Origin of the sequence: Streptomyces sp. NPDC014861, assembly GCF_043081625.1 — a bacterium.
GTDB lineage: Bacteria > Actinomycetota > Actinomycetes > Streptomycetales > Streptomycetaceae > Streptomyces.
Genome location: NZ_JBIBWV010000004.1, coordinates 253,917 through 279,665 on the forward strand (window position 1 = coordinate 253,917; position 25,749 = coordinate 279,665).

General features: G+C 73.3%; 27 protein-coding genes. 8 read left to right on the forward strand and 19 right to left on the reverse strand.

All coding sequences use genetic code 11. The features are described from left to right. Nucleotides 1–4 precede the first annotated feature (4 nt). From trpC to hisI, 6 genes are all read right to left on the reverse strand, one after another. Nucleotides 5–814, reverse strand: a complete 810-nt coding sequence (gene trpC / locus ACF1BN_RS10645) for an indole-3-glycerol phosphate synthase TrpC (RefSeq protein ID WP_376596544.1) — start codon at nt 812–814, stop codon at nt 5–7. Nucleotides 815–945: 131 nt separating this feature from the next. Beyond that, the gene (locus ACF1BN_RS10650) at nt 946–1,446 is read right to left on the reverse strand and encodes a DUF2752 domain-containing protein (RefSeq protein ID WP_392331221.1); all 501 of its coding nucleotides are present in this window, start codon (nt 1,444–1,446) and stop codon (nt 946–948) included. Nucleotides 1,447–1,573: 127 nt separating this feature from the next. Beyond that, complete coding sequence (locus ACF1BN_RS10655; protein ID WP_392331222.1) at nt 1,574–1,828, reverse strand: HGxxPAAW family protein; 255 nt, start codon at nt 1,826–1,828, stop codon at nt 1,574–1,576. A 118-nt stretch (nt 1,829–1,946) separates the two neighbouring features. Next, on the reverse strand, nt 1,947–2,597 hold the full coding sequence (locus ACF1BN_RS10660; RefSeq protein WP_392331223.1) for a TIGR02234 family membrane protein: 651 nt from the start codon (nt 2,595–2,597) through the stop codon (nt 1,947–1,949). A 6-nt stretch (nt 2,598–2,603) separates the two neighbouring features. Further along, nucleotides 2,604–4,103, reverse strand: a complete 1,500-nt coding sequence (locus ACF1BN_RS10665; protein WP_392331224.1) for an anthranilate synthase component I — start codon at nt 4,101–4,103, stop codon at nt 2,604–2,606. A gap of 11 nt (nt 4,104–4,114) precedes the next feature. Then, nucleotides 4,115–4,483, reverse strand: a complete 369-nt coding sequence (gene hisI, locus ACF1BN_RS10670) for a phosphoribosyl-AMP cyclohydrolase (RefSeq protein WP_392331225.1) — start codon at nt 4,481–4,483, stop codon at nt 4,115–4,117. Nucleotides 4,484–4,567: 84 nt separating this feature from the next. Between hisI and ACF1BN_RS10675 the strand changes: the two genes are divergently transcribed. Further along, on the forward strand, nt 4,568–5,203 hold the full coding sequence (locus tag ACF1BN_RS10675; protein WP_392331226.1) for a TIGR03085 family metal-binding protein: 636 nt from the start codon (nt 4,568–4,570) through the stop codon (nt 5,201–5,203). Between the two features lie 87 nt (nt 5,204–5,290). Here the strand turns inward: ACF1BN_RS10675 and hisF are convergent, their stop codons facing one another. The 8 genes from hisF to hisD are packed head-to-tail and all read right to left on the reverse strand — an operon-like array spanning nt 5,291 to nt 11,028. Next, complete coding sequence (gene hisF, locus ACF1BN_RS10680; protein ID WP_376596557.1) at nt 5,291–6,046, reverse strand: imidazole glycerol phosphate synthase subunit HisF; 756 nt, start codon at nt 6,044–6,046, stop codon at nt 5,291–5,293. Continuing rightward, the gene (locus ACF1BN_RS10685; protein ID WP_392331227.1) at nt 6,043–6,441 is read right to left on the reverse strand and encodes a RidA family protein; all 399 of its coding nucleotides are present in this window, start codon (nt 6,439–6,441) and stop codon (nt 6,043–6,045) included. The genes hisF and ACF1BN_RS10685 overlap by 4 nt, the downstream gene beginning before the upstream one ends. Continuing rightward, complete coding sequence (gene priA, locus ACF1BN_RS10690; RefSeq protein WP_392331228.1) at nt 6,438–7,166, reverse strand: bifunctional 1-(5-phosphoribosyl)-5-((5-phosphoribosylamino)methylideneamino)imidazole-4-carboxamide isomerase/phosphoribosylanthranilate isomerase PriA; 729 nt, start codon at nt 7,164–7,166, stop codon at nt 6,438–6,440. The genes ACF1BN_RS10685 and priA overlap by 4 nt, the downstream gene beginning before the upstream one ends. Beyond that, complete coding sequence (hisH, locus tag ACF1BN_RS10695; protein ID WP_392331229.1) at nt 7,163–7,825, reverse strand: imidazole glycerol phosphate synthase subunit HisH; 663 nt, start codon at nt 7,823–7,825, stop codon at nt 7,163–7,165. Before hisH ends, priA begins: the two co-directional genes overlap by 4 nt. After that, the gene (locus tag ACF1BN_RS10700; RefSeq protein WP_360319419.1) at nt 7,822–7,986 is read right to left on the reverse strand and encodes a hypothetical protein; all 165 of its coding nucleotides are present in this window, start codon (nt 7,984–7,986) and stop codon (nt 7,822–7,824) included. The genes hisH and ACF1BN_RS10700 overlap by 4 nt, the downstream gene beginning before the upstream one ends. Nucleotides 7,987–7,988: 2 nt before the next feature. After that, on the reverse strand, nt 7,989–8,582 hold the full coding sequence (hisB, locus tag ACF1BN_RS10705; protein ID WP_376596565.1) for an imidazoleglycerol-phosphate dehydratase HisB: 594 nt from the start codon (nt 8,580–8,582) through the stop codon (nt 7,989–7,991). Next, nucleotides 8,579–9,691: a histidinol-phosphate transaminase gene (locus ACF1BN_RS10710; RefSeq protein WP_392331230.1), complete on the reverse strand. Its 1,113-nt coding sequence runs from the start codon at nt 9,689–9,691 to the stop codon at nt 8,579–8,581. Before ACF1BN_RS10710 ends, hisB begins: the two co-directional genes overlap by 4 nt. Further along, nucleotides 9,688–11,028: a histidinol dehydrogenase gene (gene hisD, locus ACF1BN_RS10715; RefSeq protein WP_392331231.1), complete on the reverse strand. Its 1,341-nt coding sequence runs from the start codon at nt 11,026–11,028 to the stop codon at nt 9,688–9,690. Before hisD ends, ACF1BN_RS10710 begins: the two co-directional genes overlap by 4 nt. Before the next feature lie 194 nt (nt 11,029–11,222). On the opposite strand from hisD, the gene ACF1BN_RS10720 reads away from it, so the two are divergent. From ACF1BN_RS10720 to ybaK, 4 genes are all read left to right on the forward strand, one after another. Next, complete coding sequence (locus ACF1BN_RS10720; protein WP_392331232.1) at nt 11,223–12,818, forward strand: oxidoreductase; 1,596 nt, start codon at nt 11,223–11,225, stop codon at nt 12,816–12,818. Nucleotides 12,819–13,199: 381 nt separating this feature from the next. Continuing rightward, on the forward strand, nt 13,200–14,252 hold the full coding sequence (locus tag ACF1BN_RS10725; RefSeq protein WP_392331233.1) for a hypothetical protein: 1,053 nt from the start codon (nt 13,200–13,202) through the stop codon (nt 14,250–14,252). An 11-nt stretch (nt 14,253–14,263) separates the two neighbouring features. Then, complete coding sequence (locus ACF1BN_RS10730; protein WP_392331234.1) at nt 14,264–15,001, forward strand: LON peptidase substrate-binding domain-containing protein; 738 nt, start codon at nt 14,264–14,266, stop codon at nt 14,999–15,001. A 27-nt stretch (nt 15,002–15,028) separates the two neighbouring features. Further along, nucleotides 15,029–15,526 carry a Cys-tRNA(Pro) deacylase gene (ybaK, locus tag ACF1BN_RS10735; RefSeq protein WP_392331235.1) on the forward strand — a complete coding sequence of 166 codons (498 nt, stop codon included), beginning with the start codon at nt 15,029–15,031 and terminating at the stop codon, nt 15,524–15,526. Between the two features lie 21 nt (nt 15,527–15,547). Here the strand turns inward: ybaK and ACF1BN_RS10740 are convergent, their stop codons facing one another. The 4 genes from ACF1BN_RS10740 to ACF1BN_RS10755 all read right to left on the reverse strand — a co-directional run bounded on the left by ACF1BN_RS10740 (nt 15,548) and on the right by ACF1BN_RS10755 (nt 19,454). Then, nucleotides 15,548–16,162 (reverse strand): DUF2567 domain-containing protein, encoded by a 615-nt coding sequence (locus ACF1BN_RS10740; protein WP_392331236.1) that lies wholly within the window; start codon nt 16,160–16,162, stop codon nt 15,548–15,550. Between the two features lie 34 nt (nt 16,163–16,196). Beyond that, nucleotides 16,197–17,021, reverse strand: coding sequence for an ABC transporter permease (locus ACF1BN_RS10745; RefSeq protein WP_392331237.1), 825 nt, complete (start codon nt 17,019–17,021; stop codon nt 16,197–16,199). Nucleotides 17,022–17,163: 142 nt separating this feature from the next. Next, nucleotides 17,164–18,138 (reverse strand): ABC transporter ATP-binding protein, encoded by a 975-nt coding sequence (locus tag ACF1BN_RS10750; RefSeq protein WP_392331458.1) that lies wholly within the window; start codon nt 18,136–18,138, stop codon nt 17,164–17,166. 20 nt (nt 18,139–18,158) lie between these two features. Next, complete coding sequence (locus ACF1BN_RS10755) at nt 18,159–19,454, reverse strand: NYN domain-containing protein (protein WP_392331238.1); 1,296 nt, start codon at nt 19,452–19,454, stop codon at nt 18,159–18,161. A 236-nt stretch (nt 19,455–19,690) separates the two neighbouring features. On the opposite strand from ACF1BN_RS10755, the gene ACF1BN_RS10760 reads away from it, so the two are divergent. Next, nucleotides 19,691–19,864, forward strand: coding sequence for a hypothetical protein (locus tag ACF1BN_RS10760; protein WP_383822428.1), 174 nt, complete (start codon nt 19,691–19,693; stop codon nt 19,862–19,864). A 71-nt stretch (nt 19,865–19,935) separates the two neighbouring features. On the opposite strand, the gene dnaE is transcribed toward ACF1BN_RS10760, so the two are convergent. After that, a complete protein-coding gene (dnaE, locus tag ACF1BN_RS10765; RefSeq protein ID WP_392331239.1) occupies nt 19,936–23,475 on the reverse strand; it encodes a DNA polymerase III subunit alpha in 3,540 nt (1,179 codons plus the stop codon). Between the two features lie 177 nt (nt 23,476–23,652). Here dnaE and ACF1BN_RS10770 point away from each other — a divergent pair, with 177 nt between their 5' ends. Continuing rightward, nucleotides 23,653–24,978, forward strand: coding sequence for a DUF2252 domain-containing protein (locus ACF1BN_RS10770; protein ID WP_392331240.1), 1,326 nt, complete (start codon nt 23,653–23,655; stop codon nt 24,976–24,978). 61 nt (nt 24,979–25,039) lie between these two features. Continuing rightward, nucleotides 25,040–25,723: a hypothetical protein gene (locus ACF1BN_RS10775; protein WP_392331241.1), complete on the forward strand. Its 684-nt coding sequence runs from the start codon at nt 25,040–25,042 to the stop codon at nt 25,721–25,723. Nucleotides 25,724–25,749: the final 26 nt, after the last annotated feature.

Below are 25,749 nucleotides of genomic sequence, written 5' to 3' on the forward strand. Positions count from 1 at the left end.
GCCGTCAGCTCCGGCCGTGCCGCAGCGCGGGGTGCGCGCCCGCGGCGACGAGGTCGGCGACGGCGGTCTTCGGGTCACGGCCGGTGACCAGGGACTCGCCGACGAGGACCGCGTCGGCGCCGGCGTTGGCGTACGCGATGAGGTCGTGCGGGCCGCGGACGCCGGACTCGGCGATCTTGACGATGCCGGCCGGGATCTCGGGGGCGACGCGCTCGAAGGTGGAGCGGTCGACCTGGAGGGTCTTGAGGTTGCGGGCGTTGACGCCGATGATCCGGGCGCCGGCCTCGACGGCGCGCTCGACCTCCTCCTCGTCGTGGACCTCGACGAGCGGGGTGAGCCCGATGGACTCGGCGCGCTCGATGAGGGAGACGAGGGCCTCCTGCTCCAGGGCCGCGACGATGAGGAGCGCGAGATCCGCTCCGTACGCCCGGGCCTCCCAGAGCTGGTAGGCGGTGACGATGAAGTCCTTGCGCAGGACCGGGATGTCCACCCGGGCGCGCACGGCCTCCAGGTCGGCGAGCGAGCCGCCGAAGCGGCGCTGCTCGGTGAGGACGGAGATGACGGCGGCGCCGCCCGCCTCGTAGTCGGCGGCGAGTCCCGCCGGGTCGGCGATGGCCGCGAGCGCTCCCTTGGACGGGCTCGACCGCTTGACCTCGCAGATCACGGTGACGCCTTCGCCACGCAGTGCGGCGACTCCGTCCTTGGCCTGCGGGGCCTTGGCGGCCCGGTCCTTGAGCTCGTCGAGGGAGACCCGCGCCTGCCGCTCTGCGAGGTCGGCGCGCACGCCTTCGATGATCTCGTCGAGCACACTCACGCGAGAGGCCCCCTTCCGGGACGGTGACGGTTCCGCGGAACCTGATGAACAGGGTTCAGCCATGTCCGATGGTATCCGCAGGTGACCGTCTGATCCGCATCGAGCGGCGCGGTGTCCCAACAGCTGGGACTTCAGGGGGCCAGCGCGGAGCCGAGCGGAAGGTTGCGGAACACCGCGAAAAGGGCGGTCAGCGCCCCGATCGCCCACCACAGGGTGGGCTTCAGGGTGATCCGGGTCGGCGCGCCGCGGACGGCGCGAATCAGCCATACGGCCATGAGGACGGCGCAGACCGCGTAGCCGCCGACGGCGAGCGCGTTGGCACCGAGCGCGGTCGCGAGGTCGCCGTGGGCTACGGCGTGGGCGCTGCGCAGGCCGCCGCAGCCGGGGCAGTACAGGCCGGTGAAGCGGAGCAGCGGGCAGACCGGGTAGTGGCCGGGTTCGTTGGGGTCGACGGCGGCCACGTACGCGAAGGCGGCGGCGGTGCCGGCGAGGGTGGCGAGCGGGGCGAGCAGCCGCCGGCCGAGCGGGCGGCGCCGGAACTCCTCGGCCTCCCGGAGCCAGGGGTCGGGCGCCCCGGCGGGCGGGGGCGTGCGCGGGCTCGGCTCGGTCTGCGGTGTCGGCTCGGCGGTCACGCGGTGATTGTCGCCCGGGCCGCGCCGGGACGCACGACGGCGCAGTCCGGGCGTGCCGGACTGCGCCGTTCGGGTGGTGCAGGGGTCCGCGCGGGTCGGCGGCGGACCTCCGGGCCGGGGCCTGGGGTCAGGCGCGGGCCCTGGCCGCGGTGGTCGCGGTCTCGCGGGCCGCGGCGACGTCCGGGGACTCCTTCGGCATGCCGAGGCCGGCGACCTTCATGGCGAGGCCGACGACACCGCCGAGGACGATGACACCGACACCGGCCCAGAAGCCGGGGATGTTCGCCGCCACCATGAAGACTCCGGCGATGCAGAAGCCGATGAAGGAGATGATGACACCGGTCCAGGCGGCCGGGGTGTGTCCGTGGGCGCTGCCCGCCATGAGTTGCTCCTCGTAGATGTTGCTCGGTGGTGACGTCGAAGATGACGGCTGTCATGTGATGACGGCGTCATTCTTCCGCACTCGACCCCGCGGAGGTGACTCGGGGGGTCCCGGACGATCACGCGTCGTGCGTCGGGTCCTCGCCGCGGTCGAGTGCCTTCCACAGGTCCTCGGGGCGGTCGGGGTCGCCGGCGGCGGGGCCGCGCGCCGCCCGGGGCGTGCCGGCGCGCTCGTAGCGGCCGCCCATCGCGGGCCAGCTCTTGCCGTAGCGCAGCGCGCAGAGGCCCGCGACGAGGATGAGCAGGGCGCCGGCGGCGGCCACGTAGGGCCAGGCCGTATGGGTGAGGCCGGCGACGGCCGCGGCGGTGTCACCGCTGATCCGGGCGGCCTCGGCGTCGAGGGCTGCGCTGTCGGAGGCGCCGAGGAAGGCGGCGAGGGCCGCGCCGGCGCCGCTGAGCGCGAGGAGCCCGGCGACGAGGGTGCGGCCGGCGCGGCGGACGGCGAAGACGGCGACGAGGGCGGCGAGGCCGACGATCGCGAGGGCGGTCGGGACGCCGGTGACGGCGCCGCCGTCGGCCTCGACGGGAACGGAGCCCCCGGCGACCGACGCGGTGCCCTCGGCCCAGATCTGGCCGGCGGAGAGCAGTACGACGGTGGCCCCGAGGGCACCGAGGAGCAGGGCGACGGCGAGGCTCCGCCGGCCGCCGGAGGTGACGGCCGCGCGGGCGGCTCGGGGCTGGGGTACGGGTACGGCACTCACGTACCCCACTATCCCCTACGGCTGCGATGAACCTTTCATCCGGTTGGCGGTGTGGACGGCGCGGAGGACGGCGGCGGCCTTGTTGCGGCACTCGGCGTCCTCGGCGGCCGGGTCGGAGTCGGCGACGACACCCGCTCCGGCCTGGACGAACGCGGTGCCGTCGCGGAGCAGCGCGGTGCGGATGGCGATGGCGGTGTCGGAGTCGCCGGCGAAGTCGAGGTAGCCGACGCACCCGCCGTACAGGCCGCGCCGGGAGGGCTCCAGCTCCTCGATGATCTGCATCGCGCGGGGCTTGGGGGCGCCGGAGAGGGTGCCGGCGGGGAAGCAGGCGGTGAGGACGTCGAAGGCGGTCCTCCCCTCGGCGACCCGGCCGGTGACGGTGGACACGATGTGCATGACGTGGGAGTACCGCTCGATCGACATGAAGTCGACGACCTCGACGGAGCCGGGGGCGCAGACCCGGCCGAGGTCGTTGCGGCCGAGGTCGACCAGCATGAGGTGCTCGGCGCGCTCCTTCGGGTCGGCGAGCAGCTCCTCGGCGAGGTCGTGGTCCTCCTGCGGGGTGGCGCCCCGGTGCCGGGTGCCGGCGATGGGGTGGAGCATCGCCTGCCCGTCCTCGACCTTGACGAGGGCCTCGGGGCTGGAGCCGACGACGTCGAAGCCGTTCTCGAAGCGGAAGAGGTACATGTACGGGGACGGGTTGGTGGCCCGCAGGACCCGGTAGACGTCGAGGGCGGAGGCGGTGCAGGGGGTCTCGAAGCGCTGCGAGGGGACGACCTGGAAGGCCTCGCCGGCCCGGATGCGCTCCTTGATGTCCTCGACGGCGTCCTGGTAGGACGCGCCGCCCCAGAGGGCGGAGTAGGCGGGGAGCTCGGAGGCCGGGAGGGCTTCGGGGGTGGTGGCGAGGGGGCGGGCCAGGTCGGCCTGCATCGCGTCGAGGCGGGCGACGGCGTGCGCGTACGCCTCGTCGACGCCGGTCTCCAGGTCGTTGTGGTTGATCGCGTTGGCGATCAGGAGGACCGAGCCGTCCCAGTGGTCGAGGACGGCGAGGTCGCTGGTGAGGAGCATGGTGAGCTCGGGGAGCTCCAGGTCGTCGCGGGTGGAGTCCCCGATCCTCTCCAGGCGGCGCACGATGTCGTAGCCGAGGTAGCCGACCATGCCGCCGGTGAAGGGCGGCAGCCCGCCCGCGAGGTCGCGCGGGGTGTGGAGGGTCTCGACGGTGGCGCGCAGGGCGGCGAGCGGGTCGCCGTCCGTGGGGACGCCGACCGGCGGGGTGCCGAGCCAGTGGGCCTGGCCGTCCTTCACCGTGAGGGTGGCGTCGCTGCGGACGCCGACGAAGGAGTAGCGGGACCAGCTGCGGCCGTTCTCCGCGGATTCGAGGAGGAAGGTGCCGGGGCGTTCGGCGGCGAGCTTGCGGTAGAGCCCGACCGGGGTGTCGCCGTCCGCGAGGAGCCTGCGGCTGACGGGGATGACGCGGCGGTCGGCCGCCAGCTTGCGGAAGGTCTCGAGATCCATGGCGCCAGACCCTACTCGGACGCGAGGAGGACGTCGGCGTCGAAGCAGGTGCGGGCGCCGGTGTGGCAGGCGGCTCCGACCTGGTCGACCCGGACGAGGACGGTGTCGGCGTCGCAGTCGAGGGCGACCGACTTGACGTGCTGGACGTGCCCGGAGGTGTCGCCCTTGACCCAGTACTCGTTCCGGCTGCGGGACCAGTAGGTGCAGCGGCCGGTGGTGAGGGTGCGGTGCAGGGCCTCGTCGTCCATCCAGCCGAGCATGAGCACCTCGCCGGTGTCGTACTGCTGGGCGATGGCGGGGATCAGGCCGTCGTCGCCGCGCTTGAGGCGGGCCGCGATGGCCGGGTCGAGGTCGCTGGGGGTCCGGGGCGTGCTGCTCATGGCGCCATTGTGCCGTGACGCGGGAGCGTGTCCGGCGGAGCGTCCACTGGGCGGACGGCGCGGCGCGGTCGTACGCTGGCGGGCATGTCGACCCATGCCAAACGTGAACGGCTTCTGCTCGCTGATCTGTTGGAGGCCGCGGGACCGGACGCGCCGACGCTCTGCGAGGGCTGGCGGACGCGTGACCTCGCGGCGCACGTGGTGGTCCGGGAGCGGCGCCCGGACGCGGCGGCGGGCACGCTCGTCCCGGCGCTCAGGGAGCGGCTCCAGCGGGTCCAGGACGAGTTCGCCGCGAAGCCGTACGAGGAGCTGGTCCAGCTCGTCCGCTCGGGTCCGCCGCGCTTCTCCCCGTTCACGATCAAGCAGGTGGACGAGGGCGCGAACGTCATCGAGTTCTATGTCCACACGGAGGACGTGCGCCGGGCGCAGCCGGGCTGGTCGGCGCGGGAGCTGGACCCGGTCTTCTCGGACGCCCTGTGGTCGCGGCTGGAGAAGGGCGCCCGGCTGCTCGGCCGGAAGGCGCCGGTGGGCCTGGTGCTGCGCCGCCCGAACGGCCAGACGGTGGTCGCCCACCGCGGCACCCCGGTGGTGACCGTCTCCGGGGAGCCGGGCGAGCTGACGATGTACCTGTACGGGCGTACCGAGGTGGCGAAGGTGGGCCTGGAGGGCGAGCCGGACGCGATCGAGCTGCTGAACACGACGAAGCAGCTGGGGATCTAGCCGGGAGGCCGGGGAACCTTACGGGAGAGGGGGAAGGGCACCTCGCGGTGGCCTTCCCCCTCGGACGCTCCCGGGCGGAGCGAGGGCTCAGCGGACCTCGTGGCCCGCTTCCCGCAGCGTCTCCTTGACCTGGCCGATCCGCAGGTCGCCGAAGTGGAAGACGGAGGCCGCGAGCACCGCGTCCGCGCCCGCGGCGACGGCGGGCGGGAAGTCGGCGAGCCTGCCGGCGCCGCCGGAGGCGATCACCGGCACGGTCACGTGCTTGCGCACCGCCGCGATCATCTCGGTGTCGTAGCCGTCCTTCGTGCCGTCCGCGTCCATCGAGTTGAGCAGGATCTCGCCCGCGCCCAGTTCGGCGGCGCGGTGCGCCCACTCGACGGCGTCGATGCCGGTGCCCTTGCGGCCGCCGTGCGTCGTCACCTCGAAGGAGCCGGAGGGCGTCCGGCGCGCGTCGACGGACAGGACGAGGACCTGCCGGCCGAAGCGCTCCGCGATCTCCTGGATCAGCTCGGGGCGGGCGATGGCGGCCGTGTTGACGCCCACCTTGTCCGCGCCGGCCCGCAGCAGCCGGTCGACGTCCTCCGCCGACCGCACGCCGCCGCCGACCGTGAGCGGGATGAAGACCTGCTCGGCGGTGCGGCGCACCACGTCGTAGGTGGTCTCGCGGTTGCCGGAGGAGGCGGTGATGTCGAGGAAGGTCAGCTCGTCGGCGCCCTCGGCGTCGTACAGCTTGGCCATCTCGACCGGGTCGCCGGCGTCGCGCAGGTTCTGGAAGTTGACGCCCTTGACGACCCGGCCGTTGTCCACGTCCAGGCAGGGGATCACGCGTACGGCGAGGCTCATGCCGCATCACTCCTGTACGCCTCGACCTCGACCTCGACGACCAGGCGGGGGTCGACGAAGCCCGAGACGATGATCATCGAGGCGGCCGGGCGGACCGCGTCGAACAGCTCCTTGTGGGCGCGGCCCACCTCGTCCACGTCCCGCGCGTGGGTGAGGTACATGCGGGTGCGGACGACGTCCTCGGCGCCGAGGCCCAGCTGCTTCAGCGCGTCGAGGGCGACGGCGAAGGAGTTGACGGTCTGCTCGTACGGGCCGCCGTCGGCGATCTGTCCGTCGACCACCGAGGTGCAGCCGGCGACGAGGACGGTGCCGTTGGGCAGCTCGACCGCGCGGGAGTAGCCGAACTGCTCCTCCCAGGGGGCGCCGGTGACGACCTTGCGCACGGAGTCGGTCATGCGGACGCCACCGCCTGAAGGGCCTCCTCCAGGGTGAACGCCTTCGCGTAGAGCGCCTTGCCGACGATCGCGCCCTCGACGCCCAGCGGCACGAGGCCGGACAGGGCGCGCAGGTCGTCCAGGGAGGAGACGCCGCCGGAGGCGACGAGGGGCTTGTCGGTGGCCGCGCAGACGTTCTTCAGCAGCTCGACGTTGGGGCCGGTGAGGGTGCCGTCGCGGCCGATGTCGGTGACGACGTACCGGGCGCAGCCCTCGGAGTCGAGGCGGGCCAGGGTCTCGTAGAGGTCGCCGCCGTCGCGGGTCCAGCCGCGGCCCTTCAGGGTCGTGCCGCGCACGTCGAGGCCGACGGCGATCTTGTCGCCGTGCTCGGCGATGACCTTGGCGACCCATTCGGGGGTCTCCAGGGCTGCGGTGCCGAGGTTGACGCGGGTGCAGCCGGTGGCGAGGGCCGCGGCGAGCGAGGCGTCGTCGCGGATGCCGCCGGAGAGCTCCACCTTGATGTCCATGGCCTCGGTGACCTGGCGGACCAGCGCGCGGTTGTCGCCGGTGCCGAAGGCGGCGTCCAGGTCGACGAGGTGGAGCCACTCGGCGCCGGAGCGCTGCCAGGAGAGGGCGGCCTCCAGCGGGGAGCCGTAGGAGGTCTCGGTGCCGGACTCGCCGTGGACGAGGCGGACGGCCTGGCCGTCGCGGACGTCGACGGCGGGGAGGAGTTCGAGCGTGCTCACAGGGTTCCGATCCAGTTGGTGAGGAGCTGGGCGCCGGCGTCGCCGGACTTCTCGGGGTGGAACTGGGTGGCCCACAGGGCCCCGTTCTCCACGGCGGCGACGAAGGGCTCGCCGTGGGTGGCCCAGGTGACCTTGGGGGCGCGGATGTTCTTGTTGCCGACCTCCAGGGTCCACTCGCGCACCGCGTAGGAGTGCACGAAGTAGAAGCGGGCGTCGGCGTCGAGGCCGGCGAAGAGCTCGGTGTCGGCGGGCGCGTCGACCGTGTTCCACCCCATGTGGGGGACGACGGGGGCGTCCAGCGGCCCGACCGTGCCCGGCCACTCGTCGAGGCCCTCGGTCTCGACGCCGTGCTCGATGCCTCGCTCGAAGAGGATCTGCATGCCGACGCAGATGCCCATGACGGGGCGCCCGCCGGAGAGCCGGCGGCCGACGATCCAGTCGCCGCGGGCCTCCTTGAGCCCCTGCATGCAGGCGGAGAAGGCGCCGACGCCGGGGACGAGGAGCCCGTCGGCGTTCATCGCCGTGTCGTAGTCGCGGGTGATCTCGACGTCCGCGCCGACCCGGGCGAGGGCGCGCTCGGCGGAGCGCACGTTGCCGAAGCCGTAGTCGAAGACCACGACCTTCTTGCGCGCGCCGCCGGCGGGGGTGCTCGTCGTCATGACCACACGTCCAGACGGAGCACGCCGGCCGTGAGGCACATGGCGGCGCCGACGGAGAGCAGCACGATGAGGCCCTTGGGCATCTGCTGCTTGACGAAGGAGTAGATGCCGCCGAGCAGGAAGAGCCCGACGACGATCAGGATGGTGGAGAGACCGGTCACGGTTACAGCGCGCCCTTCGTGGAGGGGAGGATCCCGGCGGCGCGCGGGTCGTGCTCGGAGGCGTAGCGCAGGGCGCGGGCCAGCGCCTTGAACTGGCACTCCACGATGTGGTGGGCGTTGCGGCCGTACGGCACGTGGATGTGGAGCGCGATCTGCGCCTGGGCCACGAAGGACTCGAAGATGTGCCGGGTCATGGTGGTGTCGTACGAGCCGATCATCGGCGCCATGTTCTCGGGCTCGGTGTGCACGAGGTAGGGGCGGCCGGAGAGGTCGACGGTGACCTGGGCGAGGGACTCGTCCAGCGGGACCGTGCAGTTGCCGAAGCGGTAGATGCCGACCTTGTCGCCGAGGGCCTGCTTGAAGGCGGCGCCGAGGGCGAGGGCGGTGTCCTCGATGGTGTGGTGCGAGTCGATGTGGAGGTCGCCGTCCGTCTTCACGGTCAGGTCGAAGAGCCCGTGCCGGCCGAGCTGGTCGAGCATGTGGTCGTAGAAGCCGACCCCGGTCGACACGTCGACCTTTCCGGTGCCGTCGAGGTCGATCTCGACGACGACGGAGGTCTCCTTGGTGGTGCGCTCAACGCGGCCTACGCGGCTCATGCGCTCTGCTCCTTCTTCATTTCACGGACCGCGTCGAGGAACGCGTCGTTCTCTTCGGGGGTGCCGGCGGTGACCCGCAGCCATCCCGGTACGCCGTTGTCCCGGACCAGGACGCCCCGGTCGAGGATGCTCCGCCAGGCTTCGTGCGCGTCCGGGAAGCGGCCGAACTGGACGAAGTTGGCATCGGACTCGGTGACCTCGTAGCCGATGGCGCGCAGCTCGGAGACGAGCCGGTCGCGCTCGGCCTTGAGCTGCTCGACGTACCCGAGGAGGGTGTCGGTGTGCTCCAGGGCGGCGAGCGCGGTGGCCTGGGTGACGGCGGAGAGGTGGTACGGGAGGCGGACCAGCTGCACTGCGTCGACCACGGCCGGGTGGGCGGCGAGGTAGCCGAGGCGGAGCCCGGCGGCGCCGAAGGCCTTGGACATGGTCCGGGAGACCACGAGGTGCGGCCGGCCCTCCAGGAGGGGCAGCAGCGAGTCCCGGTGGCTGAACTCCACGTACGCCTCGTCCACCACGACCAGCGAGGGCTTGGCGGCCTGGGCGGCCTCGTACAGCCGCAGCACGACCTCGGCCTCGACGGCGGTGCCCGTGGGGTTGTTGGGCGAGGTGACGAAGACGACATCGGGCGCGTGCTCCGCGATCGCGGCCTCGGCGGCCTCGACGTCGATCGTGAAGTCCGCCCGCCGCGGGCCGGAGATCCAGCCGGTGCCGGTGCCGCGGGCGATCAGCGCGTGCATCGAGTACGAGGGCTCGAAGCCGATCGCGGTGCGGCCGGGGCCGCCGAAGGTCTGGAGCAGTTGCTGGAGGACCTCGTTGGAGCCGTTGGCGGCCCACACGTTCTCCCTGGCCACCGGGTGGTTGCCGGTGCGGGTGAGGTAGCGGGCGAGCTCGGTGCGGAGCTCGACCGCGTCCCGGTCGGGGTAGCGGTTGAGGCCGCGGGCGGCCTCGGCGACCCGCTCCGCGATCCGGGCCACCAGGGGCTCGGGCAGCGGGTAGGGGTTCTCGTTGGTGTTGAGCTGGACGGGGACGTCGAGCTGGGGGGCGCCGTAGGGCGACTGGCCCTTCAGCTCCTCGCGGACCGGCAGGTCGTCGATGCGGATCTCGGTCACTGCTGGGGCACCTTCCAGCCGAACCTGGCCTTGATCGCGGCGCCGTGGGCCGGGAGGTCCTCGGCCTCGGCGAGGGTGACCACGTGGTGGGCCACGTCGGCGAGCGCGTCGCGCGTGTAGTCCACGATGTGCACCCCGCGCAGGAAGGACTGCACGGAGAGGCCCGAGGAGTGGCAGGCGCAGCCGCCGGTGGGCAGGACGTGGTTGGAGCCGGCGCAGTAGTCGCCGAGCGAGACCGGGGCCCAGGGTCCGACGAAGATCGCGCCCGCGTTGCGGACCCGGTCGGCGAGGGCGGCGGCGTCGGCGGTCTGGACCTCCAGGTGCTCGGCGCCGTAGGCGTCGACGACCTTGAGGCCGTCCTCCAGGTCGGTGACGAGGACGATCGCGGACTGCCGGCCGGCCAGTGCCGGGGCGATCCGGTCGTCGACGTGCTTGGCGGCGGCGACCTGGGTCTTCAGCTCGGCCTCGACGGCCGCGGCCAGTTCCTCGGAGTCGGTGACGAGGACCGAGGCGGCCATCGGGTCGTGCTCGGCCTGGCTGATGAGGTCGGCGGCGACGTGCACGGGGTCGGCGGTGGAGTCCGCGAGGACCGCGATCTCGGTCGGGCCGGCCTCCGCGTCGATGCCGATGCGGCCCTTGAGGAGGCGCTTGGCGGCGGCGACGTAGATGTTGCCGGGGCCGGTGACGAGGTCGACCGGGGCGCAGCCGGGCTCTCCGCCGGTGCCCTCGGTGCCGTAGGCGAACATGGCGACGGCCTGGGCGCCGCCGGCGGCGTAGACCTCGTCGACGCCGAGGAGGGCGCAGGCGGCGAGGATCGTCGGGTGCGGCAGGCCGCCGAACTCCTTCTGCGGCGGGGAGGAGACGGCGATGCCCTGGACGCCGGCCTCCTGGGCCGGGACGACGTTCATCACGACGGAGGACGGGTAGACGGCGCGGCCGCCCGGCACGTACAGGCCGACGCGGTCGACGGGGATCCACTTCTCGGTGACCGTGCCGCCGGGCACGACCTGGGTGGTGTGGGTGGTGCGGCGCTGCTCGCGGTGGACGAGGCGGGCGCGCCGGATGGACTCCTCCAGGGCCGCGCGGACGGCCGGGTCCAGCTCGTCGAGGGCGCGGGTGAGCGCCTCGGCGGGGACGCGCAGGCGCTCCAGTCGGACGCCGTCGAACTTCTCCCCGTAGTCGATCACCGCGGCCGCGCCATGATGCCTGACGTCCTCGCAGATCGGCCGCACCTTCTCCAGGGCGGCTTCCACGTCGAACTCGGCACGGGGCAGCAGGTCGCGCAGGGCGGAACCCTCGGGGAGGGCCTCGCCGCGCAGATCGATTCGAGAGATCACGGGTCAATTCTCTCAGACGCCCCACGGGCCCGGACGCCCGTATCACTGGCTGATACGCGCCACGGTGGCGTCTCCTCGCCACTCCTGACCGTTAGCGTTCAGCCCGTCACACTGCGGGAAGAACGACTGTACGAATCCACGACTCCCGGTGAGCGGAGTGGTGGGAGCGCATCGGGGAGAGCGAGGGGGCGGCAGTGACCGAGCCGCACGAGGACGGGATGCCGGACGGTCTCACGGGCCCGGAGCGGGCCGTGTGGCAGGCGTTCCGGATCGGCAGGACCTGCGATCTGACGGAGGGGGTGCCGGAGCGGGACGACCCGTTCGGGGAGCTGCCGTGGGGGCCGGAGCGGAGCGTGCGCGCCGACGTGGTGGCGGCGCTGCTGCTCGACGCGCCGCCGGCCCGCTCGGGCCGGGTGGCGGCGCTGAAGCTGCGCGGGGTGCGGATCACCGGCGTGCTGGACCTGGCGGGCGGGTCGATAGCGCCCTACGTGGAGCTGCACGGCTGTCGCTTCGACGGCGAGGTGCTGCTGCCCGAGGCCCGGTTCGGCACGCTGCGGATGGTCGGCTGCTCGCTCCCCCGCCTGGAGGCGGCGCGGCTGCACACGGAGGGCGATCTGCACCTGCCCCGCTGCCGGGTGGGGCAGGGCATCCGGCTGACGGACGCCCAGATCGGCACGGACCTGCTGATCAACCAGATCCAGGTGTGGCCGGACGGGCGCGGCCGGGCGATCACCGCGGACGGCCTGGTGGTGGCGCAGGACCTCCAGGCCGAGCTGATCGAGACGCACGGCGAGTTCAGCCTGCGCGGGGCGAAGGTCGGGGTCTCGCTCAGCCTGCGGGGCAGCGTGCTGCGCGCGGCCCAGCGCCGCCGCGCGCTGAACGCCCCGCAGCTGACCGTCGAGCGCACCCTGTACCTCAACGCGGCCTGGGTCTACCAGGACGGCGGCGGCTCCACGGCCACCCCGCCGTACGGGGTGGCGCCGGTCCGGGACGCCCGGCGCAAGCCGGCCGAGTTCCACGGCGGGGTGCGGCTGGACGACGGACGGTTCGGGGACGCGGTGGACCTGAACCGCGCCCGCTTCCTGCTGAGCGGCGCGCGACGGGAGGAGCTGTCGCTGCGCCGGATCATCACCCCGGAGCTGCGCTTCAACGGCGAGCGCCCGGAGGAGGGCCGGGTGGTGCTGAACGGCGCGAAGGTGGTGACGCTGATCGACCTCTCGACCAGCTGGCCGGGCCCGGGCGGCTTGGCCCTGAGCGGCTTCGTCTACGAGAACCTGGTGCCGTACGGCCACTTCCCGCTGGCCCGGCGGATCGAGTGGGTGGCGGCGGCGACCCCGGAGTACGCGCCGGAGCCGTACGAGCGGCTGGCGACCGTGCTCCGCAACAGCGGGGAGGACGCGGACGCCCGGCAGGTGCTGCTCGCCAAGCAGCGGCGCAGACGGGAGACCCTGCCGGTCGCGGGGAAGCTGTGGGGGTACGTCCAGGACTGGACCGTGGCGTACGGCTACCGGCCCGGCCGAGCGGCGCTGTGGATGGCGGTGCTGTGGGCGGCGGGCACGTGCGCCTTCTCGCGGTACGAGCCGGTGCCGATCAAGGAGGGCGAGGGCCCCGCGTGGAACGGCACGCTGTACGCCCTGGACCTGCTGCTGCCGGTGATCACGCTCGGCCAGGACGGCTACTGGCGGCTGGAGGGCGGCTGGCAGTGGGCGGCGGCGGTGCTGATCCTGCTCGGCTGGATCCTGGCGACGACGGTGGCGGCGGGCGCGACCCGGCTGCTGCGGCGCGGCTAGGCCGCCTCCTCCGGAGCGGGCCGCGGGCCCGGCGGGCGGGCTGCCGGGCTGCCGGGCTGCCGGGGCGGGCTGGCGGGTTGCCGAGGCTGGCTGGCTGGGGCTGGCTGGCTGGGGCAGGCAGGCAGGCAGGCAGGCAGGCAGGCAGGCAGGCAGGCAGGCAGGCAGGCAGGGGAGGAAACGGCCCGGGGGTGCCCGGTTCCACCGAGACCGGGGGTCGGGCCGCGAGCCCGGCGGGCACCGGAGGGGACGGGCTGACGGCCGGGTGCTCGTACGGGTGGCCGAGCGGGCGTGACGGCCGGGGGGAGACCGGGTGAGATCCGGGTGAAGGCAGGCCGTACCGGCGGCTCCGAGGGCTCCCCCGGTGGGAAGATACGTCCTGCCATGTCCTTCCTCCGCGCCCTGGTCGGCGCCGTCCGTTCGGCCCGGCACGCCCCGCGTCTCGCCGCCGGGCTGACGCCGGACGACGACGTGTTGCTGGACGCCCCCGACGGGCGGCTCGCCCCTGCCCTGGTGGCGGCGGCGCTCGGCGATCCGGAGCCCGCTGCGAAGCTCCTCGCGACCACCCGCGACGCCGGTGAGTGGGAGGACCGGGACCGCTACGTACGACGGCTCGCGACCTTCGCGTACAGCCGCGGGGAGTGGCTGGACCGGTGGGAGGAGGCCGCGCCGCGGGACCCCGACGCCCTGCTGGTGGCCGCGCAGCTCGCGGTGGGCCGGGCCTGGGAGTCGCCGGCCCGCGCGGAGCGGCTGCGCGAGCTGGACCCGGCGCTCCGGGCGCTCACCGAGGAAGCCGGGCGCGACCCGGTGCCGTGGCGGCTCGCGCTGGACCACGCGCGCGGGGCGCACGCCGGGCACGCGGTCTTCGAGCGGCTGTGGGAGCGGGCCCTGCTCCGCTCCCCGCACCACTACGGCTGCCACGTCGCCGCGCTGAAGTACCTGTCCGCGCAGTGGTACGGCTCGCACCGGGCGGCCTTCGACTTCGCGGAGGAGGCGGCCGACGACGCGGCGCCGGACTCTCTCGTGCGGGCGCTGCCGGTGCGCGCCGCCTACGAGGGGCTGCGTCCGCTGCCGGGTTCCGGAAGGACCGGGTCGGGGCCGGCGGCGCCCGCCGCGGACGGGGAGCGGATCGACCGGGCCGCGGACCGGGGCCTGGCGCTGTCGGCGGCGTTCGCGGCCGGCGACCCGTGGCCGGCCGAGGTGCGCAACCTGCTGGCGTACGTGCTGGTGGAGCGGGGGCGGTGGGAGGAGGCACTGGCCGAGTTCGGCCGGACGGGGCCGTACGCGACCTCCTTCCCGTGGGCCGTCGGCGGCCATGATCCGCTGCGTCGTTTCCTGGCCACCCGGGACCTCGCACGGGCCGAGTCGGCCCGGCGGACGCCTCTGTGGGGGCGGGCCGGTGGAATCCCCGGACGGAGCGGTCCGCGCGGCCATTAGGCTTGGCCGCTGTGACCACCGCTCGCCTGCCTCTCTTTCCGCTCAACGCGGTGCTGTTCCCGGGCCTCGTGCTGCCGCTCAACGTCTTCGAGGAGCGGTATCGCGCCATGATGCGCGCCCTGCTCGACATCGACGCCTCCGAGCCGCGGCGGTTCGCCGTGGTCGCGATCCGGGACGGGCACGAGGTCGCGCCGACCGCGCCCGGCATGCCGGACCCGACCGCGCTGCCCGAGAAGGGCCCGGCCGCCGGCTTCGGACCGGACCCGCTCCGCAGCTTCCACCCGGTGGGGTGCGTCGCCGACGCGGCGAGCATCCGGCAGCGGGGGGACGGCTCGTACGAGGTGATGGTCACCGGCACCACCCGGGTGCGGCTGCGCTCGGTGGACGCGAGCGGCCCCTTCCTGACCGCCGAGACCGAGGAGATCCCGGAGGCTCCTGGCGAGGAGGCGGAGGCGCTGGCCGAGGGCGTGCTGCGGGCCTTCCGCTCGTACCAGAAGCGGCTGGCGGGGGCGCGGGAGCGGTCGCTGACGACCGCCGAGCTGCCCGACGACCCGTCGGTGGTGTCGTATCTGGTCGCGGCCGCCACCATGGTGGACATCCCGACGAAGCAGCGGCTCCTGGAGGCGCCGGACACCACGCTCCGGCTGCGCGAGGAGCTCGCGCTGCTGCGCGCCGAGACGGCGGTGCTGCGGCACCTGCCGTCGCTGCCGGCGGTGGAGCTGACCCAGGCGCCCACGTACCCGAACTGACCGACCGAGGGAACCGAGGACGTCCCGGTGGCGAAGAAGAAGCAGAAGAGCGGCGGCGGCACCCCGGCGACGGTGGCGCTGGCCGCGGCGGGCACGGCGTACACCCTGCACGCCTACGAGCACGACCCGGCCACCGCGTCGTACGGCGAGGAGGCGGCGGAGGCGCTCGGCGTCACGCCCGACCGGGTCTTCAAGACGCTGGTGGCGGACGTCGACGGCGAGCTGACGGTGGCGGTGGTGCCGGTCGCCGGGCAGCTGGACCTGAAGGCGCTGGCGTCGGCGGTGGGCGGCAAGCGGGCGGTGATGGCGGACCCGGCGGCGGCCGAGCGGACCACCGGCTACGTGCGGGGCGGGATCTCGCCGCTGGGGCAGCGCAAGCGGCTGCGGACGGTGCTGGACGCCTCGGCGTCGGAGCACGGGACGATCTGCGTCTCGGCGGGCCGACGGGGTCTGGAGGTCGAGCTCTCCCCCGCCGACCTGGCCGCGCTCACCTCGGCGGTCCTGGCCCCGATCGGCCGCGGCTGACCGGGGCGGTGTGACCGGGGCTCAGCGCTTGTAGGTGTCCCAGGGGCCGGGCTCCGGGTCGCGGGGGCCGAAGATCCCGGTCAGGACCAGATGGACGACCATGGCGGCGAGCGGCCAGGCCAGCATCGCCGCGGCGCCCATCTGGAGCTTCAGCGGGGCGTCGAAGACGACCTCGGGGCCGACGGCCCTGGCGTGCGCGATCACGTCGGAGGTCGGACCCAGCTTCGTCCCCAGCCACCAGGCCAGCAGCGAGCCGAGGACACCGCCGACGGCGAGCCCCAGCACGAGCGGGACGCCGCCCTTGCGCCGGGCGAGGAAGACGACGAGTCCGGCGACCGCGCCGAAGGCGAGGGCCAGGAGGACGAAGGTGCCGTCGGCACCGATCGCGGCCTCCCCCTCGGAGTTCCGCAGGTAGACGCCCTCGCCGTCGGAGATCAGCCGGACCGAGGGCGCGAGCCACACCCAGAGCACGCCGAGCAGGGCGCCCGCGAGCGCCGAGGCGGCCGTCACCACGAGCCCCTGGACGACCTCGGCCCCGGTGATCGGGTCACCGCCCGGGCCCTGGTGGGGCGGGGGCGGCGGGGGCCACGCGGGGTCGTGCGGCGGGGGCTGGGAGGGTGTCAGGGGTGCGGTCACCCCGCCATCGTGCCAGGTGTGCCTGTGGCCCGCCTCAGCGGACCGCGGCCTTGCGGTAGGCCCAGGTGGCGACGGCCAGCGAGAGGACGCCGACGGCGCCGCAGACGGCCAGGTCGAGGGCGACGGCGGCCCAGTCCGGGTGCCGGTCGAAGGCGCGGCCCAGGGCCTCGACGCCGTACGTGGAGGGCAGCAGGTCCCGCGCCCAGCCGATCGGCGCCGGCATCCGCTCGGCCGGCAGCACGCCGAGGAGCAGCGCGGCGGACATGCCGAGCTGACCTAGGAGGGTGGCCAGTTCCTGGCGGGGGGCGAGCAGGCCGAGGGCGGCGCCGAGCCCGGAGAGGGCGGCGCCGGAGAGCGGGACGACGGCGGCGAGCAGCCACAGGTGCCCGAGCGGCAGCCCGAAGAGCACGGCGCCGGTGACGGCGGTGACGAGCGTGCCGGGGACGGTGAAGGAGGCGTACGCGGCGGCGGCGCCGAGGACCACGGCGGCCGGCGGCACGGGCAGGGTGGCGTAGTGGTCGAGGCCGCCGGAGGCCCGGAGCTGGCCGAAGTACTGGGCGAGCAGGTTGAGGGCGACGAAGGCGACGACGAGGACGGTGGAGCCGGCCACGACGGCGCGGGCCTCGGAACCGCCGTCGACGACCCCGCGCATCAGGATCATGATCCCGATGGACTGGAAGGTGGCGACGAAGAGCAGCGGGATGCGGGCGACGCGCGCCCGGGAGAGCTGCGCCTTGTAGACGGCGGCGAGGGAGGGCAGCAGCCGGGCGGTCGGGGCGAGGGGCGCGGCCTCCTCGGCGTCCCGGGCCGGAGCGGCCGGCACGCGGGCCGACAGCGCCTCGGCGGGCAGGGTGCTCAACGCGGACAGCTCCTGGGGGTGACGTGCGGCACGTGGGGGATCACGCCGGTGGTGCGGGAGGCGGGGTGCGCCGGGTGCGCGCGGGCGGTGCGGGCTCGGTGCGTACGGGAAGGGGTGCGGGCGCGGTGCGTACGGGAAGGGGTCACGCCTTCACCAGCCCTTCGCGGGCGGCGCCGCCGAGGGCGAGGTAGACGTCCTCCAGGCTGGGCGTGGCGAGGGTGAAGTCGTCGAGGGCGGCGAAGGCGGCGCCGCCGGTGACCGCGGCGACGGCGGCGCGGGCCGCGTCGGGGGCGAGCCGGAGGACCCAGCGGCGGCCGGTCTCCTCGGCGGACGGGCGCAGGGCGGCGACCTCGGGGAGGCCGAGCGGGGCGGTGTCGCGCCAGACCAGCTCGACGCGGACCTCGCCGGCGACGCGCTCCTTCAGCCCGGCGGGGGTGTCGCAGGCGATCACCCGGCCGCGGTCGAGGACGGCGACCCGGTCGAGGACGGTCTCGGCCTCGATGACGTTGTGGGTGACGAGCAGGACGGTGGTGCCGTGGTCGGCGCGGCGGCGGTCGACGGCGGCCCAGACGGCGCGGCGGGCGACCGGGTCCATGCCGGTGGTGGGCTCGTCGAGGACGAGGACGGGCCGGTGGCCGACGAGGGCGGTGGCGAAGCAGGCGAGCCGGCGCTGGCCGCCGGAGAGCTTCTTGAGGGGGCGGCCGGCGAGCTCGGCGAGGCCCAGTTCGTCGAGGACGGCGTCCCGCTCGGCGCGGGCCTCCGCGGCGGTGAGGCCGCGCAGCCGGCCGGTGGTCTCGGCGGCGAGGGCGACGGTCAGCTCGTCGAGGGCGGTGGACTCCTGGCCGAGGTAGGCGAGGAGGCGGGAGGCGCGCTCCGGGTGGCGGACGAGGTCGTGGCCGAGGAGCGTGACGGAGCCGGAGTCGGGGCGCATCAGTCCGGTCAGCTGGCGGACCAGGGTGGACTTGCCGGCCCCGTTGGGGCCGAGCAGACCGAAGATCTCGCCGCCGCGCACGTCGAGGCTGATCCCGTCGGTGGCCCGCACCTCGGGGGTCGCCGGGGCTCGGCGCCCGCCGCGCGTGGCGGGGTACGTCTTGACCAGGTCCCGCACCGCGCACACCGTACTCACGGGGGAAGAGCCTACGGGGTCGCCGGGCCGGGTCCGGGCGCGGGGGCGTGTTCGGCGGCGGCGCGGACGTCGATCTCGCGCCAGAACCCGGCGCGGATGGCGTAGCGGTCGTGCTCGTCGATCTGGTCGTCCTTGTGGGCGAGGAGACCGAACCGGGCGGCGTAGCGGAGGAGTTCGCCGTCGATGCGGTGCGGGATGCGGGGGTAGAGGACGGAGAGCCGCTGGACGTGGCTCTGCTCGGGGAGCCGTTCCAGCCACCGGCGGGCGAACACCTGCCCGACCTCGAAGGGGTCGCCGCCGACGGTGGTGATGTCCTCCTCGCGGTCGGCCCAGCGCTGCTCGGCGCTGGTGAGCTGGGCGAGGGTGGGCAGCGAGGCGGTCTCGGGCGGCTCGCCGAGGGTGGTCGCGGGCCGTTCGACCCAGCCCCGGTCGGAGGACCAGCGCAGGGCGCTGGCCGGCTGGGGGGCGGGGGCCTGGGGGTGCGCGGCGGCGGGCGGGCGCAGTCCCGCCAGGTCCTTGGGGGTGGGCACGGCCTTGCCGGGGACGGGGGCCGGGGCGGCGGGGCCGTGGCCGTCGGCGGTGGGTCCGGGGGCCCCGTCGGCGCCGGGGCGGCCGGTGCGCGCCGCCGCCGCGGCGGCGGCCTCGGCGGCCCGCTCCGCGGAGGCGAGGGCGGCCTCGGGCAGGGGTGCGGAGAGGATGGCGGCGATCTCGGGGCGGGGCACCGGCGGCGGGGCGCAGAGGCCGGTGAGGTCCCTGGCGCGGACGGCCCGGGTGATCCAGGCGCGGTCGAGGACCCGGCGCTCGTCGGCCTCGGCGACCAGGTCCTCGGACTGGTTGTAGTCGCCGTCGGCGGCCTGGACGGCCCAGAGGTGGACGGCGACGCCGTGCTCCTTGGCGGACATGAGTCCCGGCAGCAGGTCGCCGTCGCCGGTGACGAGGACGATGTCGGTGCAGGCGCGGTTGCGGGCGAGCTCGGTGAGCTCGGTGTGCATGGCCGCGTCGACGCCCTTCTGGGCCCAGCGGCCGTCGCTGCGGGTCAGGGCGCCCAGCCGGACGGTGACCCGGGGCATGACGCGGAGCCGGCGGTGCTCGGGCTGGGGCACCCGGTCGGGGGCGCCGTCGAACCAGTAGATGCGCAGGAGGGGGAGGCCGGTCTCGGTCTCGGCCCGTTCCCTGAGCTGCTGGATGAGTCCGGCGTGGTCCACGCTGATGCGGGAGCGGGCCGGTTCCCCGGCGAGCAGGCTGGCGGCGGCCCCCAGCAGATAGCCGGCGTCCACCAGAACGACGCATCGGTCCACGTGCTCCACCTTCTTTCGGATCTCGGCCGGACTCGGGATCTCAGGTGCTCCGGGTATCCGTCGAGTCTGCCCGACCGCCCGGGGGTTGACCGCCGGAACTGGATCATCGGCGTGGCGGAGCGCCGGCCCGTCCGTGCGAGGGGCGTCCTCACCGACCGTGATGATCCAAAATGCGGCGGTTTCTCCCGTGTGTGAGTCTGACAGCGGCCCTGGCCCCCAGGTCCCTTCGAGGAGGCATCATCCCCATGGCCAAGAACCGCAACCAGAACCGTCAGAAGCAGCAGTCGTCGCCGGCCGAGCGCGGTGCCCAGCAGGCGCAGCAGTCGTCGATGGAGTCCCAGGCCGAGAGCCGCGCCTCCCAGGTCACCCCCGGTGACATGGCGCGGAAGGGCCGTCAGAAGCGCTTCGGCCACAACTGACGCCCGGACCGTACGGCAAAGGGGCGCGCCCGTGACGACGGGCGCGCCCCTTGCGCGTGCGCGGGACCGGGTCAGCCGGCCAGGCAGGCGGGGCCGAGCAGCACCTTGAGGTCGCCGAAGAGGGCGGGGTCGGCCGTCACCCGGTGCCGGTCGAGGCGGAGCACGGTGGTGGAGCGGGGGCCCTGGAGCTTGATCCGCACCTCGGTGTTGCCCTTGTGGTGGCGGAGGATCTCGTCCAGCCGGCTCACCATCGGCGGGGTCACCTTGACGGTGGGGATGGTGAGGATCACCGGCGCGTTGGTCCCGGCGTTCGACACGTCGGGGACCATCAGCTCCATGGCGACGAGCCGGGGCACGTCCTCGCGCTTGTCGAGGCGGCCCTTCACGAAGACGACCGTGTCCTCCACCAGCTGGGTGGAGACCAGCTGGTAGGTGGCGGGGAAGAACATGCACTCGATGGAGCCGGCCAGGTCCTCGACGGTGGCGATGGCCCAGGCGTTGCCCTGCTTGGTCATCTTCCGCTGGAGGCCGGAGATGATGCCGCCGATGGTGACGACCGCGCCGTCGGCGTGCTCGCCGCCGGTGAGCTGGGAGATCGCCGCGTCCGTCTTGTCGGACAGGATGTGCTCGATGCCGAAGAGCGGGTGGTCGGAGACGTACAGGCCGAGCATCTCCCGCTCCTGGGCGAGCAGGTAGGACTTCTCCCACTCGACGTCGGAGAACTCGACGTCGAGGCCGAAGCCGGGCTCGTCGCTCGCCTCCTCGCCCATGCCGCCGAAGAGGTCGAACTGTCCTTCGGCCTCCTTGCGCTTGACCGCGACCACGTTGTCGATCATCGGCTCGTGGTGGGCGACCATGCCCTTGCGGGTGTGGCCCATCTCGTCGAAGGCGCCGGCCTTGATCAGCGACTCGATGGTCCGCTTGTTGCAGACGACGGCCTCGACCTTGTCGAGGAAGTCGGGGAAGGAGGAGTACTTCCCCTTGGTCTTGCGCGACCTGATGATCGACTCGACGACGTTGGTGCCGACGTTCCGCACGGCGGAGAGGCCGAAGAGGATGACGTCGTCGCCCTGGGCAGCGAAGTTCGACTCGGACTCGTTCACGTTCGGCGGGAGCACCTTGATGCCCATGCGGCGGCACTCGTTGAGGTAGACGGCGGACTTGTCCTTGTCGTCCTTGACCGAGGTCAGCAGGCCCGCCATGTACTCGGCGGGGTAGTTCGCCTTGAGGTAGGCGGTCCAGTAGGAGACCAGGCCGTACGCGGCGGAGTGCGCCTTGTTGAAGGCGTAGCCGGCGAAGGGGACCAGGACGTCCCAGAGCGCCTGGATGGCCTCGTCGCTGTAGCCGTTCTTCTTCGCGCCCTCCTGGAAGATGACGAAGTTCTTCGCCAGTTCCTCGGGCTTCTTCTTGCCCATGACGCGGCGCAGGATGTCGGCCTCGCCCAGCGAGTAGCCGGCGATGATCTGGGCGGCCTTCTGCACCTGCTCCTGGTAGACGATCAGGCCGTAGGTGACCGCGAGCACCTCTTCGAGCGGCTTCTCCAGCTCGGGGTGGATCGGGGTGATCTCCTGCTGCTTGTTCTTGCGCAGGGCGTAGTTCGTGTGCGAGTTCATGCCCATCGGGCCCGGCCGGTACAGGGCGGACACGGCGGAGATGTCTTCGAAGTTGTCGGGCTTCATCAGCCGCAGCAGCGAGCGCATGGGGCCGCCGTCGAACTGGAAGACGCCGAGGGTGTCACCCCGGCAGAGCAGTTCGTACGTCTTGGGGTCGTCCAGCGGCAGGGCCAGCAGGTCGAGCTCGACGCCCTTGTTGGCCTTCACCATCTTGACGGCGTCGTCCATGATCGTGAGGTTCCTGAGGCCCAGGAAGTCCATCTTGATCAGGCCGAGCGACTCGCACTGGGGGTAGTCCCACTGCGTGATGGTCACGCCGTCCGTGTGGCGCACCCAGATCGGCGCGTGGTCGACGATGGGCTCGCTGGACATGATCACGCCGGCCGCGTGCACGCCCATCTGCCGGACCAGGCCCTCGACGCCCCGGGCGGTGTCGATGACCTTCTTGACGTCGGGCTCGTTCTCGTACATCGCGCGGATCTCGCCGGCCTCGCCGTACCGCGGGTGCGAGGGGTCGGTGATGCCGTTGAGGTCGATGCCCTTGCCGAGGACGTCGGCGGGCATGGCCTTGGTGAGCCGGTCGCCCATGGCGTAGGGGTAGCCGAGGACGCGCGCGGAGTCCTTGATGGCGTTCTTCGCCTTGATCTTGCCGTAGGTGCCGATCATGGCGACCTTGTCGGAGCCGTACTTCTCCGTCACGTACCGGATGACCTCGACGCGCCGGCGCTCGTCGAAGTCGATGTCGACATCGGGCATGGAGATGCGCTCGGGGTTGAGGAAGCGCTCGAAGATCAGTCCGTGCGGGATCGGGTCGAGGTCGGTGATGCCCATGGCGTACGCGACGATGGAGCCGGCGGCGGAGCCTCGGCCGGGGCCCACCGCGATGCCCTGCGCCTTCGCCCACATGATGAAGTCGGCGACGACGAGGAAGTAGCCGGGGAAGCCCATCGAGATGATCGTGTCCATCTCGTACTCGACCTGCTTCAGGCGGTCCTCCGGGATGCCGCCGGGGAACCGGCGGTGCATGCCCCGCATGGTCTCCTCGCGGAACCAGGTGACCTCGGTGAACCCCTCCGGGATCTCGAACTTCGGCATGAGGTTCTTCTCGACGAACATGCCGTCGGTGTCGATCTGCTCCGCGACCAGGAGCGTGTTGGCGCATCCCTCCTGCCAGGCGTCCGAGGAGTCGATGGCGTACATCTCGTCCGTGGACTTGAGGTAGTAGCCGGTGCCGTCGAAGCGGAAGCGGTCCGGGTCGGAGAGGTTCTTGCCGGTCTGGATGCAGAGCAGGGCGTCGTGCGCGGTCGACTCGTGCGCGTACGTGTAGTGCGAGTCGTTGGTGACCAGCGGCGGGATGCCGAGCTTCTTGCCGATCTCCAGGAGTCCGTCGCGGACCCGGCGCTCGATCTCGATGCCGTGGTCCATCAGCTCCAGGAAGTACCGGTCCTTGCCGAAGATGTCCTGGTACTCGGAGGCCGACTTCAGGGCCTCGTCGAACTGGCCGAGACGGAGCCGGGTCTGGAGCTCGCCCGAGGGGCAGCCGGTGGAGGCGATGAGCCCCTCCGACCACTGCGAGATGGTCTCCTTGTCCATCCGGGGCCACTTCTGGAGCCAGCCCTCGGCGTAGGCGTCGGAGGACAGCTTGAAGAGGTTGTGGAGGCCGGTGGAGTTCGCCGCCCAGATCGTCTTGTGGGTGTAGCCGCCGGAACCCGAGACGTCGTCCCGCTTCTGGTGCGGCTGGCCCCACTGGATCTTCCGCTTGTTCCGCCGGGACTCGGGGGCGACGTACGCCTCGATGCCGATGATCGGCGTCACGCCCGCCTTCTTCGCCGAGTGGAAGAAGTCGTACGCGCCGTGCAGGTTGCCGTGGTCGGACATGGCGATGTGCGTCATGCCCATCTCGTTGCACGCGTTGAACATGTCCTTCAGCCGCGCGGCACCGTCCAGCAGGGAGTACTGGGTGTGGACGTGGAGGTGCGTGAAGGGCGGCTTGGTCACGGCGCGGGGTCTCCGTAGCGGTCACGGGGGTGGCTGGGGGGACCGTGGAAGTCTACGTCGCCGGAGTGACGATCGGCGGGCACTCGGGGCAGGGGTCACACGTTGAGCACCGTGGAACAGCTGTCCGTATTGTCGTGAACATTCTCGTGATGCGCCCGCCACCAGGAGGCACCCTCGATGTCGGTCCCCCAGCCCACCGCCGCGGAGCGCGGTGAGCAGATCCTCGCCGTCTTCGACACCGCCTTCGGCGAGCTGCTCGCCGCCGACCCGGCGGCCTTCCGGGTCAAGTTCCGGAAGATGGCCGGATCCGCCTTCGCGTTCTACCGGGGCACCGCCTGCCTCTTCTACCGGGACCTGGAGCGGGAGGCCCACGGCGGCCCGTTCCTGGACGAGCGGACCGCCCGGGTGTGGATCCACGGCGACCTGCACGCGGAGAACTTCGGCACCTACATGGACGCCAACGGGCGCCTGGTCTTCAACGTCAACGACTTCGACGAGGCCTACGTGGGCCCCTACACCTGGGACCTCAAGCGGCTCGCCGCCTCACTCGCCCTGATCGGCTACGCCAAGGCGCTGAGCGACGAGCAGATCACCCGGCTGGTCCGGATCTACGCGGCCGCCTACCGGGAGCGGATCCACCTCCTGGCCACCGGCGCCAAGGGCGACGAGGTGCCCGGCTTCACCCTGGAGACCGCCGACGGCGCCCTGCTGGCCGCGCTCCGCGAAGCCCGCGCGAGGACCCGTTTCGGACTCCTCGACTCCATGACCGCGATACGGGAGTACGAGCGCCGCTTCGCGTCCGGCGGCGGCGCGATCGAGCTGGACGCGCCGACCCGCCACAAGGTGCTGACGGCCTTCGACGGCTATCTGGAGACGCTGCCGGAGTCGAGCCTGCTCCGCCCCGACTCGTACCGGGTGAAGGACGTGGTCGGGCGGCGCGGGATCGGCATCGGCTCGGCCGGCCTCCCCTCGTACAACGTCCTCCTGGAGGGGCACAGCGACGCCCTGGAGAACGACGTCGTGATCTATCTGAAGCAGGCGCAGACCCCGGCGGTCTCGCGGCACGTCACGGACCCGGAGGTGCGGGGGTACTTCCGGCACGAGGGGCACCGCACGGTGATCTCGCAGCGCGCGCTCCAGGCGCACGCCGACCCGTGGCTGGGGTGGACGGAGCTGGACGGGGCCGGGCAGCTGGTGGCCGAGGTGTCGCCGTACGCGGTGGACCTCGACTGGTCGGACATCGACGACCCGCGGGACATCGCGGCGACCGTGGCCGACCTGGGGCGGGCGACCGCGACCATGCACGCCGCGGCGGACGAGTCGAGCGGCCACTCGCTGGTGCCGTTCTCCACGGAGCGGGCCATCGACGGGGCGATCGCGGCCGACGAGGAGGGCTTCACGGAGCTCCTGGTGGACTTCGCCCACGCCTACGGGGCACGCGCGCGTGCCGACCACCAGATCTTCGTGGACCTCTTCCGGAACGGCCGGATACCGGGCCTGTAGCCGGGGCCACAGCTTCTCCTTAGGGACCCCTTACGAGTCTCCGTGGCAGACTCGTCCGACGATGGACATGGCAGGGACGCGGCTCAGGGCGCTGCGGGCGGCGGTCTTCACGGCACTGGTCGTGACGCTGTCCGTGGCTTCCCATGTGCTGCTCTCGCAGGTGCCGCTGCCGCTGGGCACGGTCCTGCCGGTCGCCGCCGGCGTCTTCGCCGTGGCGTACGCGCTGGCCGGCCGCGAGCGCGGCTTCGGCCCGATCGCCGGACTGCTCGTCCCGCTGGAGCTGGCCGCCGACACGCTCTTCACCTCCGGACAGGCGGTCTGCTACGGCCCCGCCGGCGGGCCGGTCGCCGGCGCGCTGCGCTCCTTCGGCGTGGAGGTGCTGTGCGGCGGGGCCGTCGGCACGCCGCTGCCCGGGGTCGCGGCGCCCGAGGACGGCGCCGCGGCGGTGCTCGCCTCCTCCGATCCGGCGCTGCCGTGGCTGCTGCTGGGCGCCCACGTGCTGGTCGGCCTCTCCGCGGCCTGCTGGCTGCGCGGCGGGGAGCGCGCGCTGGCGCGGCTGCTGGGCGCGATGGCGGCCTCGGCCTTCCGGCCGCTCGGACTGCTCGCGGCCCTGGCGGGCGCGGACCGTCCGGCGGCGCCGGTCCCGACGCGCCCGGCACCCCGGCCGCGCGCGTCCCGCACCCGGCTGCTCGTGCACTCCGTGGGGCGGCGGGGACCGCCGCGGGAATCGCTCGCTCTCGTCTGAGAGCGCACGGCCCGAATCGATCCCCC

Coding starts and splice junctions, on each gene's coding strand:
- hisB (WP_376596565.1), bottom strand. CDS start 8,582: ATGAGCCGCGTAGGCCGCGTTGAGCGCACCACCAAGGAGACCTCCGTC.
- ACF1BN_RS10770 (WP_392331240.1), top strand. CDS start 23,653: ATGTCGGTCCCCCAGCCCACCGCCGCGGAGCGCGGTGAGCAGATCCTC.
- hisI (WP_392331225.1), bottom strand. CDS start 4,483: ATGAGCAGCACGCCCCGGACCCCCAGCGACCTCGACCCGGCCATCGCG.
- ACF1BN_RS10775 (WP_392331241.1), top strand. CDS start 25,040: ATGGACATGGCAGGGACGCGGCTCAGGGCGCTGCGGGCGGCGGTCTTC.
- ACF1BN_RS10725 (WP_392331233.1), top strand. CDS start 13,200: ATGTCCTTCCTCCGCGCCCTGGTCGGCGCCGTCCGTTCGGCCCGGCAC.
- ACF1BN_RS10655 (WP_392331222.1), bottom strand. CDS start 1,828: ATGGCGGGCAGCGCCCACGGACACACCCCGGCCGCCTGGACCGGTGTC.
- ACF1BN_RS10760 (WP_383822428.1), top strand. CDS start 19,691: ATGGCCAAGAACCGCAACCAGAACCGTCAGAAGCAGCAGTCGTCGCCG.
- ACF1BN_RS10685 (WP_392331227.1), bottom strand. CDS start 6,441: ATGACCGACTCCGTGCGCAAGGTCGTCACCGGCGCCCCCTGGGAGGAG.
- hisH (WP_392331229.1), bottom strand. CDS start 7,825: ATGACGACGAGCACCCCCGCCGGCGGCGCGCGCAAGAAGGTCGTGGTC.
- ACF1BN_RS10665 (WP_392331224.1), bottom strand. CDS start 4,103: ATGGATCTCGAGACCTTCCGCAAGCTGGCGGCCGACCGCCGCGTCATC.
- ACF1BN_RS10675 (WP_392331226.1), top strand. CDS start 4,568: ATGTCGACCCATGCCAAACGTGAACGGCTTCTGCTCGCTGATCTGTTG.
- hisF (WP_376596557.1), bottom strand. CDS start 6,046: ATGAGCCTCGCCGTACGCGTGATCCCCTGCCTGGACGTGGACAACGGC.